Genomic DNA, 23432 nt, shown 5'->3' with positions numbered 1-23432 from the left:
AATGAATGACAAACACACCGTCGCCGACCTTGCCCTCTTTGGCGGGCCAGCCCTCTTCGATCGACCACGACCGATCGGGCAGCTTGCCAAACCGGACACCGAGCACTTCTTCGAGCTGATGCGAGGCGCATTCGAAGGCCGCCGCCTGTCGAACAACGGCCCTCTCGTCCAACAGCTGGAAGCACGACTGGCAGACTTTCACGCCGTTAGGCATTGCATTGCGTACGCGAATGCAGGACTCGCCCTCATTGCGCTCATGGAGAGCGTCGCAGGCGGCCGCAAGGGCAGCGTAGTCATTCCAACCTTCACGTACACCGGTTTGCCCCATATCGTGCGCTGGGCGGGATCGGAGCCGATCTTCTGCGACGTTGATAAGGACACCCACACACTGACAGCAGCCAGCGTCGCGAACGCGCTCCGCGATGACACGCTCATGCTCCTCGGTGTCCACCAGGCCAACAGCCCCTGCCCCATCGATGAACTCGAAGCGCTGGGCAAGCAACACGGAATACCCGTGCTCTATGATGCGGTGCATGGCTTGGGCGCCACATACCGCGGCAAGCCGATCGGCGGATTCGGTATCGCGGAGGTCTTCAGCCTGCACGCGACAAAGCTTCTCAACGGCTTCGAGGGCGGTTACGTCACAACGGACAATGATGAACTCGCGGCCCTGCTCAGGCGCAAACGCAATTTCGGCTACTCCGGCGAGTGTTCCATCGACACGCTCGGCATGAATGCCAAGCTCAACGAGATCCATGCTGCCAGCGCACTCGCCGCGCTGGACGGGCTGCCCGCCATCATCGCCCGCAACCGAGCGCGCCTGAGAGCCTACGAAGAGGCATTTCGCGACATCCCGGGTCTATCCTGGATACCCTATCCACAGGAAGAGGCCACGAACGCGGAGTTTCCGCTGCTTCGCCTATCCCACGACTGGCCCCTGTCACGCGATACGCTTGTAGCCTTGCTCCGTGCGGAAGGAGCCCTGGCGCGCCCATACTACGCACCAGCACTGCACCTGCAGGACAACCCCCACCACGCCCCCCTGCCGGTTGCCGAGACCTTATCGACCTGCATCATCCAGATGCCCACCGGAGAGTCGGTGAGCGTTGAGGATATCGAGCACATCGCCGCGTTGGTCCGGTTCATCGTACTCAACGCCCCCGCCGTACGGGCTGCGCTCGCCGCAATCGAGGAGGCCAAATGAGAAAAGAGACTCTCGAGCAACTGGCGCTCTTCGGCAGCCCCCCAAGCTTCGCGGAGGAGATCCCCGTCGGCCAGGTAAACCTGCCCCCTTGGGACGAGTTCAAAGCCGCGTTCAACGGCATCTTCGCGCGCGGCCACTACACGAACCACGGCCCTCTCGTAGCAGAACTGGAAGAGGCGGTGAAGAATGCCCTCGGGGTACGGCACGCAATCTGCGTCACCAATGGCACGATCGCGCTCGCGATCGCAGCACGCGCGCTGAGGCTCGGTGGCCAAGTGATCGTGCCTGCATTCACGTTTCCCGGCACCGTTCAGGCACTATCATGGGCGGGACTGGAGCCCGTATTTGCGGATGTCGACGCGCATACGCACGGCTTGACCGCAGCCTCCGTCGCCCCCCATATCGGCCCGCAGACCAGCGCTGTGCTAGGGGTTCACCTTTGGGGCACCGCGTGCGACCCGAGCGGGCTTGCAGCGTTGTGCGATGCACATGGGCTCCAACTCTTCTACGACGCCGCGCATGCCTTCGGTTGCAGCCATGCAGGCCAGTTCATTGGCGGACTGGGTCGTATCGAAGCGTTCTCGTTTCATGCGACAAAGATCATCAGCGGAGCGGAAGGCGGTTGCCTCACCACCAATGATGACGAGATCGCAGCGCGAGCACGCACGATCCGCAATTTCCACCAGGCGCACAGCTTCGCCGACGTTGGCTTGCGCATCAATGGCAAGATGAGCGAGGCGCAGGCAGCCATGGCCTTATTGTCGCTACGACACTTCGACGCCCACCGCGATCACAACCGTCGCATCTTCATGCGCTACCGCGAACGCGCCGCCGTCTGGCGGGGGGTCAGGCTCTACGACTACCCGAATGGCGAAGCACACAACTACCAGTATGCGGTGCTCGAGGTCGACTCCGCAGCAGGCCTGTCGCGCGACGATCTGCTCGATCTGCTGCGAGCCGAGAACGTCCTTGCCCGACGCTACTTCCACCCCGGTGTTCATCACCTGTCACCGTATGCCGAGCAGGCAAGGCCTCCGCTGCTGCCGGTCACGGACGCGCTGTGTCGCAGCAGTCTTCAGATTCCGCTGGGACCGCGCGTCGATGAGGGGATCGCCGAGGTGATATGCGGGCTCATCGACCTTGCGCTTGCGCACGCCGACGAGATCGGCCGCCGACTGCAGGCCAGGCGCGAAGGAGTACCTGGCTGATGAAGCTTGGCATCATGCAACCCTACCCGTTCCCATACATCGGCTACTTCGAGCTGATGGCCAAGGTCGACCGCTGGGTGGCGTTTGATGTCGTGCAGTACAACCGACGCAGCTGGATGAACCGCAATCGCATCCTGCATCCGACCAGCGGCTGGCAGTACTTCTGCATACCCGTGCAGAAAGTACCACACGGAACGGCACTATCCGCCGTACGCCTTGCCGCGCCTGCCGAGGCCGAGCGCAGACTGCTCGCCCAGCTGCAGCACTACCGCCGCCATGCACCGTATTTCCGCGAGGTCGTCGATTTAGTGCGCGAAACATTCTCCCATCCTGACGCCGACTCGCTGGTCGGTCTCAATCTGGCGAGCTTGGCCGCGGTCTCGCAGCGGATCGGTATTGCCTTCTCACCTCAGCGCTGCTCCGCGCTAGACCTTGCCCTCGACAACATCGAGCACGCAGGACAATGGGCGCTGCGCATTGCTGCCCACCTTGGCGCAGATGCCTATCTGAATCCCCCCGGCGGACAGGATATCTTTCGCCCTGAGGAGTGGTCGGCAGCCGGGATCGAACTCGGCTTCACAAAGATGAACGACCTGCGTTACGCCTGCCGCCCCTATGTTTTCGAACCCAACCTGTCGATACTGGACGTGCTGATGTGGTGTAGCGCGGAGGAAGTCGGCAGGTACCTATGCAACCTCCGAACCGAAGGTCCATGCCATGAGCAGTGCCACTGAACCGGTCAACCCGCCCCATCCCGGCAAGCTCGAGTTGATCGAGCGCGTTGCCCGCGGCATCGAGGGCCCATGGCGCTTCGCAGACCTTGGGGGGCTGTGGGCAGTGCATGGTGTGTACGCCTTTCACGCACTCGCGCAACCGGGCTGCGTGGGCGGAACCGAAGTCGACACTCATCCGACCCGCAACTTCCTCAGTGCGCTTGCCGACGAACCGCGACTGGCCTATGTCCAGGGCAACTTCGGTGATCGCGAGGTCTTCGCCAAGCTACCGCACTTTGACGTCGTGTTCCTCTTCGACACCCTGCTCCATCAGGTCAGCCCCGACTGGGGCGAAATCCTGCGCATGTACGCCTCGCGTGCGTCACACGTGGTGATCTTCAACCAGCAATACACCGGCGAGCAGTCGATCCGGCTGCTCGATCTTGGAGAGGATGCGTACTTCAGCAACGTCCCGCACGACCGCAACCACCCGACCTATGCCGACCTCTTCCGCAAGCTCGACGAAAAGCACCCTGCGCACGATCGCAACTGGCGCGACGTCCACCACATCTGGCAGTGGGGAATCACCAACAACGACCTGATCGCAAGAATGGCCGAGCTCGGCTTCGAACAGACCTTCCATCGCGATTGGGGGCAGGTGCTGGATCTCGCGCGCTTCGAGAACCACGCCTTCATCTTCTCCCGCATCGCGTCGCGCCCGATCTCGACCGCGGGGGCGGACGATGCGGTGGCTGTCGGCCCCACTGAAGCAGAAACAGAGGGTCATGAAGACACCGCCCTGCCCGACCAACTGCCTGCGCTCGCCGCCATCGAGGACGACGGCACGTTGGTTGCCAGACCAATCGGCGAGCAGCTCCGGCTGATGCGGGCATTTCGCCGCAGTCTGCGCCCGGGCGGCGAGTTACGCATCGCCGCGGTCGGCGCGCAGGCCCACGTATTGATCGAACGTGCCCGCTATGCAGGCTTCACCACCGCAACCCCTCATGCGGACACGCTGGTGCTGCACACCGCGGACCGCCGCATGGTTGAAGGAGAGCTGCCGCTGGTCACGATCGCGATCCCCGCGTTCAAGCCCGGGCACTTTGCTGCCTGCCTGAAGAGCGCGCTGGCACAGACTTATCCCCGCCTCCAGATCCTGGTCAGCGACGACAGTGGCAACGATCTCCTTCGCCAGATCGCCAGCCGCCTTGCCACGGCCGATCGCATCGAGTGGATCAGGAACCCAGCCACCCTGGGCGGGCGGGCGAATTTCATCCAGTGCATCGAACGAGCGCGCGGCGACTTCATCAAATTCCTGTGCGACGACGATGTGCTCGAACCCGACTGCGTCGAGCGCATGGTGGAGGCATTCCGCAGCGATCCGCAGGCCACACTGGTCTTCTCGCGCCGCCAACGCATCGACGGCGATGGCAAGGCACTCTCCGACGATCACCACACGGAGGCGCTCGCCGAGCAAGACTGCGTGTTCCGTGGCGAGGCCCTGGCAGGTGCGGTAATCGCGCTCCAGAGCAACTTCATCGGCGAACCCAGCACGGTGATGTTCCGCCGTGCGGATATCGCCTGGATTCGACCGCACTATGCCGCCTTCGACGGCCATGACGACATCCGCGTGGTTGGCGACATCGCTGCTTGGCACAACCTGCTCTCGCAAGGCGACGCCGTTTATATCGCCCGCCCGCTCAGCCGCTTCCGCATTCATGCCGGGCAGAGCCAGGCTCGCCCTGAGGTCCGCGAGCTTGTCGCAAGCTCATGGCAGAAGCTGGCACACGGCTCTCACTCTCTCGGCTTCGCACACGATCCGCACCCGCTGGTTCCGCACCGCAAGCCGGGGACGACGGAATGGCATATCGATCCGACGCTGCCGCTCAACCGCCGTCTGGCTGCGCGCGCCCACCATACCGCGGCCACACCCGCGGAGCCGCTGGCCGCGACCGTGCTCAGGCTTGTGGAGACGGCCCTTGCCCCCACTGCCGAATGTGCACCGGCACTACTTCGATCGGACGACTACCCGCGCTACGAGGCAGCAGCAGAGCTGCTGGCTGCCGGACACCGCGTGGACGGTGCGGAGGCATTGATCGCCCTCGCTACGGAGGGAACGCCAGTTTGGGAAGTCTATGCCGACCTCGCCGAGATCGCGCTCGCTCAGGGCGAGCGCGACGCTGCACTCGAGTTGATGCAGGCGGCGACCGAACGTGCGCCCGACAGCGCTCGTGCAGTGCTGGGCACGGCGACCTTGCAAGCCGAAGGGGGCAACTTCGAGGGCGCATTGAGTACGCTTAGCCCCTTCCTGCGCAAGCATCCGCACGACACAGGGGCGCTGACTCTTGTTCGTCGCATCCTCGGTGCGGCCTCCGAGCTGTCCGCAGTCGCCTGGGCACGCTTGCTCGCCGACCTGCGCTATGAGGCTGCAAAGCTGCGCGCCGAACTCTCCAGCCGAGACGTCGCCCTGGAGACGCTGCGCGCTGCTGCTGCAAGCGCCCTCTCTGCCGCTCAGGACATGCTGACAACCGAGGTAACACCTGCCCCCGGTGTCGCCTCGACGGGTGCCGCCGCAAGCGAACTGCCCACTCAAGCCCTATCGAACGAGTCGGAAGCGCTCCCCGACTTGCAGGCACCTGCACTCGCAGAAGATCGCCGGCAACTGGAGGTCGCACGTGCCCTCATCGCCAGTGACAAACTCGCTGAGGCCACCGACATCCTGAGCGCATTGGTACTTGCAGGGACGCCGCTTGCCGATGCCTACCATGATCTGGGCTGCATCGCCGTTCGCCAAAGCGATGCAGAGACCGCTATATCGCTTTTCGGCATGGCACTGGAGCGCGACCCGAAGTCCGTTTCAGCCAGGCGCAACCTGGCTCTGACACAAGGTATCGAACAACGCTTTGAAGATGCACTCGCCACGCTCAGCCCGATCCTGCGCTCTGGCTCGGTAAGCAACGACGACTACGGGCTGGTACGCGACATCCTGGGCAAGGCTCCCACACTTGGGCCCGTCGCGTGGGCGAGACTGCTTGCCGACCTTCGTAGCCCATCGGATGAGCAAAGACACCGGCTCGACGACTACGATCGCATGCGTGATGAATTAGCCGCCCTTCGAGCAGCAAACGCCCCCTCCAAGGCAAGTCCTCCACCACGGCCATCGAAGACATCGACAGCTGCAGGCCCCGGCACGAACCCTCCCGACCTTCTGACTGCGCTCGGCTACCTGAGCGCACACGAACTTACCGGGTTCAAGTGGTTCTCCGAACCAGAGTCCTACCTGGCGTGGGACAAGGAAATCAAGGACAAACAAGCGCTCATTGAGCGCCACATCGCGGCCCAGCAGAGATTCCCGGGCTATTGCGGGCTCTGCCAACACGCAACGACGTTTACCGTTTCAGCTGGAATTCAACTTGAAGGTCACACCCATCTGCGTGAGGGCATGCTCTGCGAGCACTGTCACACACACAACCGCGCCAGGGTGCTCGGGCTTTCGATCGAGCGCGCTGTTTCACACATCGGCAGTGGTGCTCGGGTTCTGCTCATGGAAGCGACCACGCCACTCTACGACCACCTGTCGAGCCGCCTGCCGAACCTGATAGGCTCAGAGTTCCAATCAACAGACATCCGGGGCGGCGCGCCGGTGAGCATTGGGGGGCGAACGGTTCGACACGAGAACATTCTGCGCCTGTCGTTCGCAGACCAGAGCCTGGATGTCGTAGCGCATGCAGATCTGCTCGAGCATGTGCCGGACGTCGAGACTGCTCTCGCCGAGTGTTTCAGGGTACTGAGAACCGGCGGGCAACTCGTGTTCAGCGCGCCTTTCTCGCAGACGATGAGCGTGTCTAGAAAACGTGCAACGCTTGATGCCTCCGGCGAGATCACGCATCTGTTTCCGGCGGAGTATCACGGCACCCACCTCGCTTACTACAACTTCGGCTGGGACCTACTCGACATCTGTCGCAGCGCGGGCTTCTCGAGTGTTCGCTTGGGCGTTTGTTTTGACCCGCTCCAAGGCCTGCTCTCCACAGGCCGCTTCGGCGGTTACTTCATGCAGCCGATCGTCATTTCCTGCACACGGTAAAAGCACTCACCATCGAGCCGAAGACAAGCCCGCATGAACCCCAAACTCATCGCTTTCCACCTCCCTCAGTTCCACCCCATTCCAGAGAACGATGCCTGGTGGGGCAAGGGCTTCACCGAGTGGACGAATGTCACCAAGGCCGTCCCGCGTTTTCCGGGCCATCATCAACCGCAGTTGCCTGCAGATCTCGGGTTCTACGACCTGCGCCTGCCCGAAGCGCGCGCAGCTCAGGCGGAACTCGCGCGCGAGCATGGTATCCACGGGTTTTGCTACTACCACTACTGGTTCAACGGCAAACGCCTGCTGGAACGCCCATTCGAGGAAATCCTCGCGTCGGGCGAACCGGACTTCCCGTTCTGCCTGTGCTGGGCGAACGAGAACTGGACGCGGCGCTGGGATGGCGCGGAACAGGAGGTCCTGATCGGGCAGAACTACAACGATGATGACGACCGCGAACACATCCGCTACCTGATCACGGCGTTCAGAGATCCGCGCTACATCCGGATAGACGGCAAGCCGCTGATCCTGATCTACCGTGCCCGCCACCTACCCGACCCGCAGCGCACGCTTTCCATCTGGCGCAATGAAGCGCGCAAGGCCGGCATCGGCGAACTCTTCGTCTGCCGGGTGGAGAACTTCTTCAACGAGCGCGACAACCCTCACGCGCTCGGATTCGACGCTTCGGTCGATTTCCAGCCAGACTGGATGGCAATTACTGACGACAACCCGAGCGTCGTGCTGCCGGATGGCCACTTCGTCGTCGATTACCGCGATCTGGTCGAAACCGAACTCGCCCGGCCCGAGGTTCCGCATCTGCGCTTCCCCGGCGTCACGCCGTCATGGGACAACTCTGCCCGCCGCAGGAAGAACGCCTTCATCATCGCCGACAGTTCGCCCGAGGCCTATGAGCACTGGCTGACCGAGACCTTGCGCAGCGTCGCGGCACGCCCCGAAAGCCAGCAGCTCGTGTTCATCAACGCCTGGAACGAATGGGCCGAGGGTAACCACCTCGAACCCGATCAGCGCTTCGGTCGCGGCTACCTCGAGGCAACGCGGCGGGCGCTGGCCTCAGCGCTTGCCACCGACAGCCTCAAGTCACCGCCCTTGGTAGACGCGCTCGATCACCAAGGATTCGTCCCGCGTGAAGCCTACGCGAAATGGAAGGCCGGTCTGAAAATCGGCAAGCCGGCTGCGCGCCTGCATGACCTGCACCTGGCCTCGGTTACGCCGCCACCGATTCGGGTCGTGCTCGATGCAACGCGCTGCTCAGACGAAGCGCTGCAGAGATCGCTCAACGCCATCGCAGCACAACTCTACGAGCACTGGCATCTCGACGTGCTCTCCCGCCATCCGGCGCCGCAAATCGGCTCCGATCGACTCGATTGGCACACGCTTCCCCAGGAGGAGGCGGCAGCCGTCGCGCGAGGCATCATCGATACAGCTCAGGAGGACTGGGTCACCCTGTTGAACGGCGGCGACACACTCACGGAAGATGCCCTGCTGTTCGTAGCGCAAAGACTCATCGCAGCCCCGGACGCGACGCTCGTGTTCACCGATGGAGACGGACGCCATGTCGCTGACGGCCCCGTACGAACATGGCTGGCCCCCGGCTGCAATCCGGACTGGCTACGCTCAACCCTGACGGTAGGTGGCGCCGTTATCGGTCGCCGGACGCTGATGCTGGCGGCCCTCGACGACATTGGCGACTCGCCAACCGACGCGCTGGCGCTCGCCGCCATGCTGCGCGCGCTCGAGCGCGACGACGGCCGGGGCATCGAGCACATCGCGAACGTTGCCCTCGAGCGCCTGCTGCCCGATCAGTCGATACCACTGGGCTTTCGTGCGGAGTTGCTCCAGCAGCACCTGCAACGGCTCGGTCTGAAGGCACACATCGAACACGGCCTGTTCGAAGACAGCGTTCGTATCCGCTACGAGCACGACGCGCATCCCGTTCGGGTCACCGTAGTGATCCCCACCGTAAAGGACCGGGCCAGCATTCTGCGCTCGATCGAGGGCATCCTGAGCCATGCCTCGAGTGCCCCTGCAGACATCATGCTCCCCCTGGCCCCGTCGGCGCAGCCCGAGGTACGTCGATGCCTCGAAGAACTGGCTGCGCTGGGGTCTCCAAGCATCCGGGTCGTCGAGGTGGCAAGCGACTCGCCCGCCGCCATAGCCAACGCACTGTGGACCGCAGCAGATGCCGACCTGATCCTGTTTCTCGGCGAGGGCCTCATTCCGCTTGACGCCGAATGGCTCGACGGTCTGACCCGTCATGCCCTGCGCCCGGAGATCGGCGCAGTCGGCGGTCGCGTCCTGGCTACCGACGGATCGCTGTGCGATGGTTTGATCCGACTCGGACAAATGGGCGTCGCCGCTTCGCCCTTCCAGGGGGTTTCCGCTGCCCACACCGGCAACGGTGCCGAACTGCAACTCGAGCAGAACTGCTCGGCCATCACCATGCGATGCCTGATGATTCGCCGCGATCTGCTTATCGACATCGGCGGTTTCGCAGCCGGTCGCTACCCGGACGTGCACGCCGACATCGACCTTTGCCTTAGACTTGCCCGCAGCGGGCGGCGCAACCTGTGGACGCCGTTCTCAACCGTCATTTCGGTCAGTACTGTGCCGCGCCCTTCGTTCCGTCCTCCACGAGCAGCCGATGCCGCGCTGCTGGACGATTGGCTTGGCGAGTTGCCGGCAGACCCGTACTTCAACCAACAACTCACCCGCCACCTCAATCGACCACGGCTCCAGACCGACGCTGCGCTCGCGCGCGACCCGCTGCCGTGGCATCCAGTACCACGTATCTATGCTCAGCCCGCCGACACCACAGGTTGCGGGGAGATGCGCATCCTCACGCCCTTGCGTGCATTGACCCGGTCTACCCTGGTCCAGGGCGCAGCCGGCACACGCTTCCTTGGCCCCTGGGACTTGGCGGCACTCGCCCCCGACACGCTGGTCACCCAACGCATCTTCAGCGACCTTGGGCTGGAATGGCTGCAGTCGTACCGACGTCACGCGAAAAGCCTGATCGTCTACGAACTGGACGACCTGCTGACACGCATTCCGCGCGAGAATGACAACGCCAGGGAGTTCCCCGCCGACATCGAGGCACGCCTCGCCCGCGCAATCCGTCTGTGCGACCGGCTCGTCGTGTCAACCGAACCACTCGCAGCAGCCTTTGGTCGCTACGCCCAAGAGACCGTGGTTGCGCCGAACCTGCTCGATAACGCCGTCTGGGGGGCCGTGCAAGCCAAGCGCAGGGAACGGGCTCGGCCAAGAGTCGGCTGGGCCGGCAGCAACAGCCACGGCGGCGATCTCAACCTGATCGAGGACGTCGTGAAAGCTCTTGCCGCCGAAGTCGACTGGATCTTCCTCGGCTACTGCCCAAACCGGCTCAAGCCCTATGTCCGCGAGTTCCACCCTCCGGTCGCGGTAAAGGATTACCCTGAGGCGCTCGCTTCGCTCGGCCTCGACGTTGCAATCGCGCCTCTTGCGGCCAACGCATTCAACGAAGCGAAGAGCAACCTCAAGCTGCTCGAATACGGCGCGCTGGGCTACGCCGTGGTTTGCAGCAACCTCCTGCCCTACCAGGGCAGACTTCCGGTCGTCCGGGTTGCAAACACCACCCAGCAGTGGGTCGCCGCGATACGACGCCTTGTGGCAGACGGCGCGGAACGGGAAGCGCTTGGCCGGGCGCTCCAGGCCGAGGTGCGCAGGGACTGGATGATCGATGCTCGCCTGCAGGACTGGCTGGCGGCGTGGACGCGCTGATCAGTCCGTCACGTCAATATGACCAAGCGGCTGCCCACCCCTCGCCATCTCCAGGCCGTGGGCGAGTCGATCGGCAAAACGCCGGGTGTCGAACAGCGCGCAGTCGGCACGTTGTGCCCTGAGCCGTTGGCGGAGCCTCCCCAGCCTTTGCCGGTCGGAAAGGAGTGCAAGCGCCAGTGCCTCATAACCGGCCTCGCTGTCGACGACGAGTTCGGCCATGCCCGCAGCCTCTACTATGCTGGCAGACACGCGCGACACGAACGAGTCTCCACGACAGGCGAGCTGCGGGACGCCCGCCCACAAGGCATCGCTCGCCGTGGTGTGCGCACCCACCGGAAAGGTGTCGAGGGCGAGATCGGCCGCGGACAACCGGCCGAGATGGTCGGCCATCGGCAATCGTGGCGCCCAGATCAACCGCTCTGGCAATATACCGGCAGCAAGTGCGGCGTCGAGCAGGCGCAGGCGAACCTGCTCCGGAGGAACCAGAAGCCAGAGCACTGCGTCAGGCACCTTATCGAGAAGGCGCAACCAGAGCGAGAAGACTTCGCGCGTTATCTTGTAAGGTTGATGCATTGCTGCGAGCACCAGCGCCCCCTCGGGGAGACCAAGCGCATTACGTGCCGGCGTTTTTGCCACCGCGCGCAGGGCGTCGTTTGGCTGATAGCAGCCCGGCAGTCGAAGAATGCGTTCGCTGTACGCGCCCTCTGCGCCGTGCGGGATGGTGACTGAATCGGCAATGATGTAATCGATCCAGGGCGCACCCATCGTCCCGGGAAAGCCGAGCCACTGCATCTGCAAGGGCGCCGGCCTGTGCGCCAGAATCCCCCCGCGGTACCCCTGAGTCCACCCTTTCAGGTCAATCGCGATATCGATTCGATCATCTGCGATACGCTGAGCCGCGTCACGGTCGGACATATCCCGCAGCACCACCCAATTCGTTACTGCCCGCCGCAGACGGTCGCTGTAAGCGTCCTCGACAGCCGGACCGTAATCGTAGGCAAACACCACGACACGCTCGGGGCTGAGCGCCTCAAGCACGCCCACCAGAAGATGCGCCGTCGCGTGATCCCTGAAGTCGGCGGACAACAGGCCCAGTCGCAATGGCCCACGAGCGGACGCGGCGCCTGTTCGCGCCACAGCTACCCTCGCCACATACTGCGCCGCAAAATGCTCGGCGACAACGCGCTGGTCTACCGGGCCCGTACCTGGCGTGGCAAGGTAGGCAAACGGCGACGGTAGCACATGCGCCTGACTTTGCAGACCCTCGCCGAACTGCTGGAAGAACGCGGCTTCGATCAGCTCAGCCCCGTCCCAGTCGGCAAGCTGCCGGCAAGCATGCGCCGCCTGCAGCATCCAGTCGATTCTCGGCTCGCGCTTGATTGCCTCGATCAAGGCCTCACGCGCGGTCTCGTTGTCACCGAGATCGGCGCAGGTACATCCCAGGTTGTAGTACGGGTCCGGGAACGCAGGATCACACTCGATCGCCCTCAGCAACATGGTTCTCGCCTGCATCAGCTGTCCGGCGTCGCGCAGCGCCACCGCCGCATTGTTGCAGGCCTGCGCCCACTCGGGAGCCAGGCTCGCAGCGCGCAGTCCGGCCTCCACTGCATCCTGAAACCGCCCCGCCCCCCTCAACGCAACCGACAGATTGGACCAGGCGACCGCATCGCCAGGCACTGACTTCACGGAGGCGTCCAGAAGCACGAGCGCCTCATCGATCAGCCCTTGCTGCAGCACGATGCCGCCAAGCATTGCCGCCGCACCCGCGTCCGCAGGCAAACGCTCGAGGTTGACCCGGCAGAAAAGTGCCGCACGGTCGAGGTCGCCGAGCTCGGCCAGCAGTTCACGGCACAGGCGCGCGAGTTCGGCATCAGATGGGGCGAAATCGAAGGCCCGCCAGAAATGGTCCAGCGCTTCGGCACGCTGGCCAACCTGCAGCAGGACACACCCGAGATTGTGGTTGAACGCCGAACTGACAGGCTGTAACACCAACGCCCTCCGATGGGCGTCCAATGCATCCTCGAACAACCCGCACGATGCGAGCGCATTCCCAAGGTTGCTCCAGGCCTGTGCGTCGGATGGCGCCAGGCGGACGGCAATCCTAAGCGCGGCCACGGCCTCCTCACTTCGACCGGCAAGCTGCAGCGCGCAGCCATGGAGCTTGTGGACAACCTGATGTCGCGGATGCCTGGCACCGAGTTCTGCCGCCAGTGCAATCGTCCGATCGTAACGCCCCTGTGAAAAGAGGCTGGTGGCCTGACTCAATAATTCCTGATCACGAGCCGATAAAGGAAGCTGGACCTTCATTCACACCCTCTGTCACATGGAAGCAAGCCGGCCCGCATCTTAACCGCCCGCCTCCGCGACCAGTGCAGCAAGCAGCCCCGGCGAATATTCCTAAAGTTCAGCGAGGGCCGACCGTTAAAGGTTCCAAGAGTGCAGCTGGCAGGTTTCGAAGGCTGGCTCGCAGAGGACAACCCGGCCACCGCCGGAACATTTTTGATACTTCTCTAACGGAGAAAAATCATGTCACAAGTGATCAACACCAACGTTCAGTCGCTCAACGCCCAGCGCAACCTGAGCACCTCGGGCGGCTCGCTGGCCACCTCGCTGCAGCGCCTGTCGTCGGGTCTTCGCATCAACAGTGCCAAGGATGACGCCGCAGGCCTCGCGATTTCCGAGCGCTTCACCGCCCAGATCCGCGGCCTCGACCAGGCCCGCCGCAATGCCAACGACGGCATCTCGCTTGCGCAGACCGCCGAAGGCGCCCTGCAGTCCTCCGGCGACATCCTGCAGCGCATCCGCGAACTGGCCGTGCAGTCGTCCAACGCGACCAACTCCGCCTCCGACCGCCAGGCGCTCAACGCCGAAGTCAACCAGCTCACGTCCGAACTCGACCGCATCGCCAAGACCACCGAGTTCAACGGCTCCAAGCTGCTCGACGGCTCCTTCGGCAGCGCCACCTTCCAGGTCGGCGCCAACGCCGGCCAGTCGATCTCGGCCAGCACCGCCAACTTCTCCACCAGCCAGTACGGCAACTACCGGGTCGGCTCCAAGGTCGCAACGGACGCTGGCGCCAAGGGCGACCTGACGGCAGGCAGCACCGCCAATGCGATCGCCTCGAACGCGGCGGCTACCAGCCGCGTCGCCGGCGGTGACATCACGATCAGCGGCGCCACCGGCTCAGCCACGGTCACGATCGCGGCCGGCGCATCGGCCAAGAAGGCGGCAGAGCAGATCAACGGCGAAACCGGTACCACCGGGGTCAAGGCCTCTGCCAAGACCGAGATCGACGTCACCGCCATGACTGCGAACACGTCCTACAAGTTCGACGTCAGCTCGGACAACGCAACCGCGGTCACCATCTCCTTCACCCTGGGCGCAGCGGTGGACAAGGACGGCCTGGCCTCGGCAGTAAATGCCTTCAACGACGTCGCCTCCAAGACCGGCGTCACCGCCCGCGTCAATGACGGCGGCGACGGCATCACACTGCTCAATGCGAACGGCGAGAACATCACCATCGCCAATGCGGCCAGTGGTTCGGCGACGGCAACCGTCGGTGGCACATCCACCGCTGGAGGCGCGAGCGCGGTCGCCACCGGCCAGCTGGTCCTCGATTCGGAGAAGTCCTTCAGTATCGAAGCAGCGAACACGACCGATTTCTTCACCGCAACAGCGGCTGCAGGTCAGTTGCAAAAGGTGAGCGACCTCGACGTGAGTTCGGTCGACGCAGCACAGCGGACGCTGGCGATGGTCGACTCTGCACTCGCCGCGGTGAACAGCCAACGTGCAAAATTCGGCGCCCTGCAGTCGCGCTTCGAGACCACGATCGCCAACCTGCAGACCAGCACCGAGAACCTGTCGGCCTCCCGCAGCCGTATCCGCGACACCGACTTTGCATCGGAAACCGCCAACCTGACCCGCGCGCAGATCCTGCAGCAGGCTGGCACGGCGATGCTGTCCCAGGCCAACGCCCTGCCGCAGAACGTGCTTTCGCTGCTCCGGTAAGCGGTGTAGGCTAAGTTGCTTGGCACGGCGCGGGGTTCGCAAGGGCCCCGCGCCGTTACACCATGAGGGTGACCACAATGAACATCTCTTCGGTGAATACCTCGGTTCCGACCGAAAACCTGCTCCAGACCACATCCAGCGCCCGCAGTCCGTCGGCCGAACGGGCCGCCGCTACGGACGCAAGCAGCACGGCAAAAACAGGTGCAGCCGCCGCCGGGGCCCGTACAGAACAGAGCAAGCGCACCGCGGCCGAAGACGCCGCCGCAGCGCAGAAGCCCAGTTCGCTCGAGCAGGTCGAGCAGGCAATGGACGAAGTCCGCAAAGCGATTTCGCCTGTGGCACGCGACTTGCTTTTCTCTATCGATGAAGACACCGGCAGAACGATCGTCAAGGTCGTCGATGCCAGCACCGACGAAGTGATCCGCCAGATCCCTTCCGAGGAGATCATTTCCATCGCCAAGGCGCTGGATAAATTGCAGGGCCTGCTGGTCGAACAGAAGGCCTGACCCGAACAGCAGACAGGAGGTTCCGACATGGCAACGATCACGAGCGGTGGTTCGATCATCGACATCAACTCGATCGTGCGCGGCTTGATGTCGGTGGAAAGCCGCCCCCTGACCCTGCTGGCACAGCGCGAGGCGAGCCAGCAGGCCAAGTTGTCCGCCTTCGGCCAGATCAAGGGCGCATTGTCGTCCCTGCAGACCGCCACCGACGGGCTCAAGACCGCAACCAAGTTCTCTGCCACCAAGGCCAGTGTGGCCGGCGACGCCGGCTTCACTGCCAGTTCCGGTGCGGGCGCCGCAAACGCGAGCTATGCGGTGGACGTGCTGCAGATGGCCAAGATCCAGCGCGTTTCGACCCCCGTGGGCGGCAGCTTCACCCCCGCGGCAGGCAAACTCACCATCGAGTTCGGTACCGTCACGGACGCTGGCTCGGGCAAGTCCTTCACGAGCGACAGTCCCCCTCGCACTGCCAGCCTGGACTTCGAAGGCAGCACACTGGAAGAACTGCGCGATGCCATCAACGGCAACGCGGCGCTCGGCATCAAGGCCAATATCATCAACAACGGCACGGCCAAGCAGCTTGTCTTGAGCGGTACCGCCACGGGCGCCAACATGGCGTTCAAGCTGACGGGCGAGGACGGGCTCGAGGATCTGAGCTTTGACCCGGCCGCAACACCCCTGCCAGCCGACAAGATGTACTCGGTACAAGCGGCGCAGGATGCGCGCATCCGCGTCGATGGCATCGAAGTCACGCGTGGCAAGAACACGATCACCGACGTCATCGACAACGTGACGCTCACACTCACCAAGGAGCCCGTCGCGCCGGCCGCAAGCCTGAGCGGGACCCTCTCGGTGAGCGAGGACCAAAGCGCGGCAAAAACTGCCGTCGAAGCTTTCGTCAAGGCCTACAACGATGTAGCGAGCACCCTGGCCAGCCTGACCGCTTACAACCCCGATAACAAGACCGGCGCCACACTCACGGGCGACTCCACTGCACGCAACATCCAGAGTCAGTTGCGCAACGCACTGGGCGCCTCGATCACTGGCCTGACGGGTGCGAATTCGCTGTCTCAGGTCGGCATCAGCTTCGACAAGGACGGCAAGCTCGCGCTCGACAGCACCAAGTTCACCGCCGCACTCAACGATACGAGCAAGGACGTTGCGGCCTTTTTCACTGGCAAGGACGGCGTAAAGGGTTTTGCCTCAAGCTTCAGTGCCCAGCTCGACGGACTCATTGCCCGCGACGGGCTGATCAACAGCCGCACCGAGGGCATCAACTCCACCATCAAGTCGCTGACGACGCAGTACGACACGATGGAGGCTCGCCTGGCGAAGATGGAAGAGCGTTATCGTAAGCAGTATTCCACCCTCGACACACTACTCAATGGCCTGACCCAGACCAGCACCTACCTCATGCAGCAACTGGCCAACCTGCCGTCCATCGGGCGATCCTAGCAATCGGAGCAAGATCTCCATGTTTGGTACTTCCTACCCCAATCGCGCCTCGGCCTATGCCCGCGTCGGCAATCAGACCAGCGTCGAGTCTGCTTCCCCGCACAAGCTCATCCTGATGCTGTACGACGGCGCCCTTCTGGCACTGGGCACCGCGACGGTGGCGATGCAGAACAAGGACATCCCGACCAAGGGCAAGTCCATTTCCAAAGCCATCGACATCATCATGAATGGCCTCAAGGTCAGTCTCGACATCGAGGCTGGCGGCGAGTTGGCGGAGCGTCTCGACGCCCTTTATGAGTACATGGCCGATCGCCTGCTGCACGGTAACCTGCACAACAACCAGGCGGCGATCGAAGAGGTCATCGGGCTGCTTGGCAGCCTGCGCGAAGCGTGGGCGGCGATCGAGTCGCAGGTTCAGGGATAGGAGCGGATCACAGCCATGCTTACGCTGGAGAACGCTCGCACCCTGCTTGAACTCTATCGGCGCATGGCGCTTGCCGCCGAGGCAGGCGAATGGGATGAGTTGGCCGAGCTCGTGCGCCAGTCTGGGGCGCTGCGTGTGGCGGCGGCGCCGGCCCTGCAGCCGCCTTCCCCGGACCAGGCGGCTGAGATCGAGATCGTGATCAAGCAGATTCTGGAACTCGACCACGGCATTCGCCTGCATGCCGAACCGGCACTCGAGAGCACGCGCAAGCTGCTGTCCAGTTCGGTCAAAGGCCGTGCGGTACGCAATGCCTATGGTGGCTGAAGGGCGCAGAGCACTCGAACCAGGCCCCTCCCGCCATGATCCCCGCTGACCTCGCCGCCCGCCTGCGGTTGCTCAACGAAGCGAGCTTCTTCAACTCCGAGCCGCCCGTACCGGGCCTGCAGCGCGCACGCGAGATCCAGTCGCAGTTGCCCGAGCTGGTGCCGGGGCAGCGTTTTTTCGCAACCCTTCAGCGCACGCTGCCGGACGGTACCTTCCGTGCGCTGGTCGCCGGCCAGCAGATGACGCTGGCGCTCAACACCGCAGCCAAGTCGGGCGACACACTGGAACTCGAGGTATCGCAAGTGACGCCGCGTGCGGTGTTCGCACGCATCGTCGGCCAGGAGGCGGCGGCAACCGTCACGGCATCGGCCCAACCGGCACTGAGCCAGACCGGGCGCCTGATCAGCTTCCTGCTCACCGGCCAACCGGCAGCGCAGCCGGCAAGCCTTGCCGCCAACCAGCCCCTGCTTGCCGCCCCGCCCGCCAACGGCGCCCAACTGGCGCCGCTGCTGCGCCAGGCCTTGGGACAGAGCGGGCTGTTCTACGAATCCCACCAGGCCGACTGGGTGCTCGGCAGACGCGACACGGCCAGCCTGACGAGCGAGCCGCAGGGGCAGGCACAGACGCGTTCCACCGCGCAGGGTGCGTCCCAGGCCGCGACCGGGCAAGCGGTGCATCAGGGCGTCGCCAGCCCGAAGAGTGGTGCGCAGTCCGGTCAGCCCGCTGCTGCCGAAGGCAGTGAACGCGCAGCCCAAGCTCGCGGCGCTGCCCTGGCCGATGAGGCCGCGCCCGTGCGCACCGCGCCCATACCGGATCGTCTGATCCCCATCGTCCATCAGCAGCTCGACGCCCTGGCCACCCAGCAGTATGTCTGGCATGGCCAGGCATGGCCGGGCCAGGCGGTGGAATGGCGAATCGAGGACCCCGAGCGGGATGACGGCAGCGCCGAAGAGGAGACCGCCCACGGCTGGGACAGCACCTTGCGGCTGACCCTGCCCCGGCTCGGCGGAGTGGAGGCCCAGTTGCACCTGAGCGGGAAGCAGGTGGCCCTGCGCCTGCGCGCAGACGAGGCCGACACCCTCGTGGCACTCGACGCCGGTGCCGCAGCCCTGGCTTCGGCGCTGGAAGCGGTGGACCTGAGGTTGTCGGGCCTGATCGTCGAGCCAAGCCATGACTGACGCCCGCCCCGCCACCCGCAACGAAGCCGTCGCCCTTGCCTACACGGCCGGCGAGACGGCGCCGCGCGTGGTCGCCAAGGGCAAGGGCGTGCTGGCGCAGGAGATCATCGACCGCGCACGCGAGGCCGGGGTATTCGTGCATGAATCCCCCGAGCTGGTGAGCCTGCTCATGCAGGTGGACCTTGACGCGCGCATCCCGCCCCAGCTCTACATTGCCGTAGCCGAGCTGCTGGCGTGGCTGTACCGGATCGAACAGGGGGCCGACGCCGGCCCACCGCCGCACAACCTTGACCTGCCCGAGAGCCTGCGGCCACGCAGCGCCGACGCCGAGACAGGCGCCTGAAGCCGTTCGCGCGGCCGCCGGCCATGGTCTCCACTGTCGTGATATAAGGATGCGGAACTCCAGCAAACAGACTGGGCACACTGGCACAGCGCCACACAAGATGCAGATCGAACAACAAGACACCCGCGTCGAGTTGGTGTACGGGGAAGACGAAGCCAAGTACCTGCTCCGCGACGCCGCCGAGATCAAGGCGCTCTTCCGCGCCCTGCTCGGCCATCGCGGCCTGCTCGGGGCACGCTCGATCCCCGGCGGGCACAACTTCATCACCGCACTGATCGAAGCCGACGAGCAGCGCGGCATCCTCCTCGACGCCAGCACCGACCCCCTGCAGAACGAGCGCATCGCGCAGTCCAATGCGCTGGACTGCGTCACCCAGCTCGACCGCGTGCGCATCCAGTTCCTGCTCGAGAACCATGCACTGGTGGTCGAGGACGGCAAGGCGGGGTTTCGGGCGCCCTTCCCGCATACCGTCCTGCGCCTGCAACGGCGCGAATTCTTCCGACTGCAGACGCCGTCGACATCCGCACGCAAGGTGGTATGCAGGTTTCCGCTGCCGCTGGGAAACGGGCGCACGCACGAGGTCGAGCTGAGCATCCTGGACATCAGCCGCGGGGGCGTTGCGATCGCCGTGCCCCCCGGGGGCGTTGCGCTCGAGCAAGGCGCAGTATTCGAAGACTGCACCCTGTTGCTGCCCGACACGCCGCCGGTAAGCACCAGGCTGACCATTCGCAACCTGTTCCGTATCACACGGCCAAACGGTGTCGAGTTGTTGCGCATCGGCTGCGCCTTCGCCGACCTGTCGGCCAGCGCCGGAGACGCGATCCAGCGCTACGTCCTGCGCATGGAAAGAGAGCGCAACGCGCGCGAACGGGGGCTGATTTGAACATCGATCACAGCCCCGAGCACCAGGAGGTCCCCCCGGACCAACCCGTCCAGGATACGGCTGGCCTCGACCGCTACATTCTGCGCGGACGCCGGCAGATCATCCAGATCCTGCAGGAGATGATCGACGACCGCTGCCTCATGTCCGCGCACATCCGGGGCGGTCTCTCGTATGTCAGTACCGTGCTTGCAGTCGAGCCCGAGCAGAACGCCATCCTGCTCGACGCAAGCCCCAACCCGAGCACCCATGCACGGGCACTCGAGGCCACACAACTGTTGTGCACCTCGCAACTCAACCGCATCCGCGTGCAGTTCTCGGTCGAGGGGATCAGACAGGTATCGATCGACGGCCGCCCGGCGCTGCGCGCCAGCATCCCCACCGAAATCCTGCGCCTGCAACGCAGGGAGTTCTTCCGCCTGCAGGTGCCGATTGCGCACGGCATCGCAATCACGCTCCCGCCCGCGGCGGGCAGCGAGGGCCCAGCGTGCGAGGCACGCGTCATCGACCTGAGCTGCAACGGTGCCGCAGTGCTAGTGCCACCCGGCGTACGTACGCTGACGATCGGCGAAGTCGTGCCCGGCTGTACGCTGCGCCTGATCGACCAGGAGCCGCTCTCCCTGGCCCTCGAAGTGCGCAACATCAACCGCCAGACAAAACCCAACGGAACGGAACAGCTGCGCATCGGACTGCGCTTCGAGTCCATGCCCCGAAGCGCGGAGACGCGCATCCAGCGCTACATCTTCAACACCGAACGTGAGATCAACGCCCGCACGCTCGGCGGGCTTTAGGCTGGCGCGAAGTATCCGCGGAACAGCGACGCAGTGACGCGCTTGCGCCGGCCGGCGCGCAAAGGAACGTGACATGAGGACCGAACCCCTGCCGATCCGCCCCTCCGCCTGTGAAACCGAACAACGCACCCGGCATCCGCACGATTTCGGCCAGGGGGAAAAGCAACGTGCGGAGACACGAGCCCTGTGGGTCACGCTGCTCACTCTGGCAACCATGGTGGCCGAGGTCATCGGGGGCTGGATCACCGGATCGATGGCGCTGCTGGCCGACGGCATCCACATGGGCGGCCATGCGCTCGCCCTGGGGTTGGCAACAGCCGCCTACTATCTTGCCCGTCGCCATGCCAACGATCGCCGGCTAAGCCTGGGCAGCGGCAAGATCGGCGACCTGGCGGCCTACACCAGCGCGCTCTTCCTCGGTGCAAGCACCCTGTGGCTGGTGATGGAGTCCATTCAGCGCCTGCTGCATCCGCAGCCGCTGTTGGCGGTCGAGGCAATGACGGTGGCCGTCGCCGGCCTGGCCGTCAATCTGCTTTCAGCATGGCTGCTGGCCGATGGACATGGACATGCGCATGGACACCCGCACCATCATCATGACGACGACCCGTGCGACTCGCACCGGCACACCCACGCCCACGGTCCAGACCATGCCGCGTCGGAGCATGTCCCCCGCCAGGACAACAACCTCCGGGCTGCGCTGGTGCACGTTATCGCCGATGCGGTGACATCGGTGGCTGCGATCGTAGGTCTGCTTGCAGCCTGGATGTGGGGCTGGCAGTGGCTGGATCCGTTGATCGCACTCGTGGCCTCGCTGGTGATCCTGCGCTGGGCATATGGCCTGCTTCGCCAGACGGGCGCAGTGCTGCTCGACGCGGAAGGCCCGAACGGACTCCGCGAGCAGGTACGCGACAGGCTGGAGGCAGTCGCCGGCACGCGCGTGGTCGACCTGCATCTCTGGTCCGTTGGGCAAGGCGCGTGGACACTGGTGGCCAGCGTCGTCAGCCACGCTCCAGCCTCGCCAGCAGACTACCGGGCCCGCCTGCTAGACCTCAAGGACATTCACCATCCGATCATTGAGGTACAGCAGTGCAGCACTTGCGAATGGCCTGTTGTCCCCACCAGGAGGAGCACCCTTCCATGACCACACGTCGGGAATACGACAGCTTCGGCCCGATTGACGTCCCTGCCGCCCGCCTCTGGGGCGCGCAAACCCAGCGCTCGCTGCGCAACTTCGCCATCTCCACGGAGCGCCAGTCAGTCGAGCTCATCCACGCCCTCGTCCTGGTCAAGCGTGCCGCCGCACACGTCAACCACAGCCTCGGCCTGCTGCCGGCCGACAAGACGCAGGCCATCATCGCTGCAGCGGACGAGGTGCTCGCCGGCCTGCATCCGGACGAGTTCCCGTTGGCGGTCTGGCAGACCGGCTCCGGCACGCAGACCAACATGAACGTCAACGAAGTCCTCGCCAACCGCGCCAGCGAACTGCTGGGGGGCGAGCGCGGCGAGAAGCGCCTCGTCCACCCTAACGACGATGTCAACCGCAGCCAGTCGAGCAACGATGTCTTTCCGACCGCCATGCACGTCGCCGCTACCCTTGCCATCAGCCTGAAGCTGCTGCCCGCGTTGTCCAGGCTGCACACCACACTGGAGGCGAAGTCCCGTGCCTTCGCCGACGTCGTCAAGATCGGTCGCACCCATCTCCAGGACGCCACCCCACTCACCCTTGGCCAGGAGATCTCCGGCTGGGCCGCTCAACTGGCGCATGGAGAACGCCACCTGCGCGCAGCGCTTCCGCACCTGAGCGAACTCGCCCTGGGCGGGACTGCGGTGGGAACCGGGCTGAACGCGCCGAAAGGCTACGCCGAGGCCGTTGCCAGAGAAATCACCCGCCTGTCCGGCCATGCCTTCGTCACCGCACCCAGCAAGTTCGAGGCTCTGGCAAGCTGCGATGCGCTGGTGCACGCCCACGGCGCCCTCAAGACCCTCGCCGCCAGCCTCATGAAGATCGCCAACGATGTGCGCTGGTTGGCCAGCGGCCCGCGCAGCGGCCTTGGCGAGATCGCCATCCCAGAGAACGAGCCCGGCTCGTCGATCATGCCAGGCAAGGTCAACCCGACGCAGAGCGAAGCCGTCACGATGCTCGCTGCGCAAGTCATGGGCAACGACGTCGCCATCAACATCGGCGGCGCCTCGGGCAACTTCGAGTTGAATGTCTTCCGTCCGATGGTCATCCACAACTTTCTGCAAAGCGTGCGCCTGCTCGCCGACGGCATGAACAGCTTCAATGACCACTGCGCCGTCGGCATCGAAGCGAACCGTGCGCGCATCACCGAACTGGTGGAGCGCTCGCTGATGCTGGTCACCGCACTCAATCCCCACATCGGCTACGACAAGGCCGCCCAGATCGCCAAGAAAGCCCACAAGGAGGGCAGCAGCCTGCGCGAAGCGGCGCTGGCGCTGGGCTACCTCTCCGCGGACGACTTCGACCGTTGGGTCGACCCGACCAGAATGATCGGCTGAGCAGGGATCACCGCCGGCAGAAC

The 23432-nt window shown here is 64.5% G+C and carries 17 protein-coding genes; 16 read left to right on the top strand and 1 reads right to left on the bottom strand.

What is annotated here, in order from left to right:
• The first annotated feature begins 1 nt into the window (after position 1).
• The 5 genes from P7F68_RS04535 to P7F68_RS04515 are packed head-to-tail and all read left to right on the top strand — an operon-like array spanning position 2 to position 10983.
• Positions 2-1204 carry a DegT/DnrJ/EryC1/StrS family aminotransferase gene (locus P7F68_RS04535; protein ID WP_277831033.1) on the top strand — a complete coding sequence of 401 codons (1203 nt, stop codon included), beginning with the start codon at positions 2-4 and terminating at the stop codon, positions 1202-1204.
• Complete coding sequence (locus P7F68_RS04530; RefSeq protein ID WP_277831031.1) at positions 1201-2412, top strand: DegT/DnrJ/EryC1/StrS family aminotransferase; 1212 nt, start codon at positions 1201-1203, stop codon at positions 2410-2412. The genes P7F68_RS04535 and P7F68_RS04530 overlap by 4 nt, the downstream gene beginning before the upstream one ends.
• Positions 2412-3146, top strand: coding sequence for a WbqC family protein (locus tag P7F68_RS04525; protein WP_002924151.1), 735 nt, complete (start codon positions 2412-2414; stop codon positions 3144-3146). Before P7F68_RS04530 ends, P7F68_RS04525 begins: the two co-directional genes overlap by 1 nt.
• Positions 3130-7209 carry a glycosyltransferase gene (locus tag P7F68_RS04520; protein WP_277831028.1) on the top strand — a complete coding sequence of 1360 codons (4080 nt, stop codon included), beginning with the start codon at positions 3130-3132 and terminating at the stop codon, positions 7207-7209. Before P7F68_RS04525 ends, P7F68_RS04520 begins: the two co-directional genes overlap by 17 nt.
• A 33-nt stretch (positions 7210-7242) precedes the next feature.
• Positions 7243-10983, top strand: a complete 3741-nt coding sequence (locus P7F68_RS04515; protein ID WP_277831026.1) for a glycoside hydrolase family 99-like domain-containing protein — start codon at positions 7243-7245, stop codon at positions 10981-10983.
• On the opposite strand, the gene P7F68_RS04510 is transcribed toward P7F68_RS04515, so the two are convergent.
• Positions 10984-13290 (bottom strand): tetratricopeptide repeat protein, encoded by a 2307-nt coding sequence (locus P7F68_RS04510; protein ID WP_277831024.1) that lies wholly within the window; start codon positions 13288-13290, stop codon positions 10984-10986.
• 219 nt (positions 13291-13509) lie between these two features.
• Here P7F68_RS04510 and P7F68_RS04505 point away from each other — a divergent pair, with 219 nt between their 5' ends.
• The 11 genes from P7F68_RS04505 (at position 13510) to fumC (ending at position 23409) form a co-directional block, all read left to right on the top strand.
• Positions 13510-14991, top strand: coding sequence for a flagellin (locus P7F68_RS04505; RefSeq protein ID WP_277831023.1), 1482 nt, complete (start codon positions 13510-13512; stop codon positions 14989-14991).
• A 77-nt stretch (positions 14992-15068) separates the two neighbouring features.
• Positions 15069-15497, top strand: coding sequence for a flagellar protein FlaG (locus tag P7F68_RS04500; protein WP_270069684.1), 429 nt, complete (start codon positions 15069-15071; stop codon positions 15495-15497).
• A gap of 27 nt (positions 15498-15524) precedes the next feature.
• Positions 15525-16949, top strand: a complete 1425-nt coding sequence (gene fliD, locus P7F68_RS04495) for a flagellar filament capping protein FliD (protein WP_277831020.1) — start codon at positions 15525-15527, stop codon at positions 16947-16949.
• A 19-nt stretch (positions 16950-16968) separates the two neighbouring features.
• Positions 16969-17373 carry a flagellar export chaperone FliS gene (fliS, locus tag P7F68_RS04490; RefSeq protein ID WP_002924137.1) on the top strand — a complete coding sequence of 135 codons (405 nt, stop codon included), beginning with the start codon at positions 16969-16971 and terminating at the stop codon, positions 17371-17373.
• A 15-nt stretch (positions 17374-17388) separates the two neighbouring features.
• Positions 17389-17697, top strand: a complete 309-nt coding sequence (locus P7F68_RS04485) for a flagellar protein FliT (protein ID WP_002924134.1) — start codon at positions 17389-17391, stop codon at positions 17695-17697.
• Between the two features lie 35 nt (positions 17698-17732).
• The gene (locus P7F68_RS04480) at positions 17733-18875 is read left to right on the top strand and encodes a flagellar hook-length control protein FliK (RefSeq protein WP_277831017.1); all 1143 of its coding nucleotides are present in this window, start codon (positions 17733-17735) and stop codon (positions 18873-18875) included.
• Positions 18868-19218, top strand: a complete 351-nt coding sequence (locus P7F68_RS04475) for an EscU/YscU/HrcU family type III secretion system export apparatus switch protein (RefSeq protein ID WP_002924132.1) — start codon at positions 18868-18870, stop codon at positions 19216-19218. The genes P7F68_RS04480 and P7F68_RS04475 overlap by 8 nt, the downstream gene beginning before the upstream one ends.
• Positions 19219-19318: 100 nt before the next feature.
• Positions 19319-20101 (top strand): flagellar brake protein, encoded by a 783-nt coding sequence (locus P7F68_RS04470; RefSeq protein WP_002924131.1) that lies wholly within the window; start codon positions 19319-19321, stop codon positions 20099-20101.
• Positions 20098-20889 (top strand): flagellar brake protein, encoded by a 792-nt coding sequence (locus tag P7F68_RS04465; RefSeq protein WP_002939395.1) that lies wholly within the window; start codon positions 20098-20100, stop codon positions 20887-20889. The genes P7F68_RS04470 and P7F68_RS04465 overlap by 4 nt, the downstream gene beginning before the upstream one ends.
• A gap of 73 nt (positions 20890-20962) precedes the next feature.
• A complete protein-coding gene (dmeF, locus tag P7F68_RS04460; protein ID WP_277831012.1) occupies positions 20963-22030 on the top strand; it encodes a CDF family Co(II)/Ni(II) efflux transporter DmeF in 1068 nt (355 codons plus the stop codon).
• On the top strand, positions 22027-23409 hold the full coding sequence (gene fumC, locus P7F68_RS04455; RefSeq protein ID WP_002939389.1) for a class II fumarate hydratase: 1383 nt from the start codon (positions 22027-22029) through the stop codon (positions 23407-23409). Before dmeF ends, fumC begins: the two co-directional genes overlap by 4 nt.
• Positions 23410-23432 lie beyond the last annotated feature (23 nt).

This window comes from Thauera mechernichensis, assembly GCF_029588855.1.
GTDB classification, from domain to species: domain Bacteria; phylum Pseudomonadota; class Gammaproteobacteria; order Burkholderiales; family Rhodocyclaceae; genus Thauera; species Thauera mechernichensis.
Note: the sequence above shows the minus strand (reverse complement) of the source record. Positions and strands in the feature narration are given on the sequence as shown.

Coding starts and splice junctions, on each gene's coding strand:
- fliD (WP_277831020.1), top strand. CDS start 15,525: ATGGCAACGATCACGAGCGGTGGTTCGATCATCGACATCAACTCGATC.
- P7F68_RS04500 (WP_270069684.1), top strand. CDS start 15,069: ATGAACATCTCTTCGGTGAATACCTCGGTTCCGACCGAAAACCTGCTC.
- P7F68_RS04535 (WP_277831033.1), top strand. CDS start 2: ATGAATGACAAACACACCGTCGCCGACCTTGCCCTCTTTGGCGGGCCA.
- P7F68_RS04480 (WP_277831017.1), top strand. CDS start 17,733: ATGATCCCCGCTGACCTCGCCGCCCGCCTGCGGTTGCTCAACGAAGCG.
- fumC (WP_002939389.1), top strand. CDS start 22,027: ATGACCACACGTCGGGAATACGACAGCTTCGGCCCGATTGACGTCCCT.
- P7F68_RS04530 (WP_277831031.1), top strand. CDS start 1,201: ATGAGAAAAGAGACTCTCGAGCAACTGGCGCTCTTCGGCAGCCCCCCA.
- P7F68_RS04485 (WP_002924134.1), top strand. CDS start 17,389: ATGCTTACGCTGGAGAACGCTCGCACCCTGCTTGAACTCTATCGGCGC.
- fliS (WP_002924137.1), top strand. CDS start 16,969: ATGTTTGGTACTTCCTACCCCAATCGCGCCTCGGCCTATGCCCGCGTC.
- P7F68_RS04505 (WP_277831023.1), top strand. CDS start 13,510: ATGTCACAAGTGATCAACACCAACGTTCAGTCGCTCAACGCCCAGCGC.
- P7F68_RS04520 (WP_277831028.1), top strand. CDS start 3,130: ATGAGCAGTGCCACTGAACCGGTCAACCCGCCCCATCCCGGCAAGCTC.
- P7F68_RS04525 (WP_002924151.1), top strand. CDS start 2,412: ATGAAGCTTGGCATCATGCAACCCTACCCGTTCCCATACATCGGCTAC.
- P7F68_RS04475 (WP_002924132.1), top strand. CDS start 18,868: ATGACTGACGCCCGCCCCGCCACCCGCAACGAAGCCGTCGCCCTTGCC.
- dmeF (WP_277831012.1), top strand. CDS start 20,963: ATGAGGACCGAACCCCTGCCGATCCGCCCCTCCGCCTGTGAAACCGAA.
- P7F68_RS04470 (WP_002924131.1), top strand. CDS start 19,319: ATGCAGATCGAACAACAAGACACCCGCGTCGAGTTGGTGTACGGGGAA.
- P7F68_RS04515 (WP_277831026.1), top strand. CDS start 7,243: ATGAACCCCAAACTCATCGCTTTCCACCTCCCTCAGTTCCACCCCATT.
- P7F68_RS04510 (WP_277831024.1), bottom strand. CDS start 13,290: ATGAAGGTCCAGCTTCCTTTATCGGCTCGTGATCAGGAATTATTGAGT.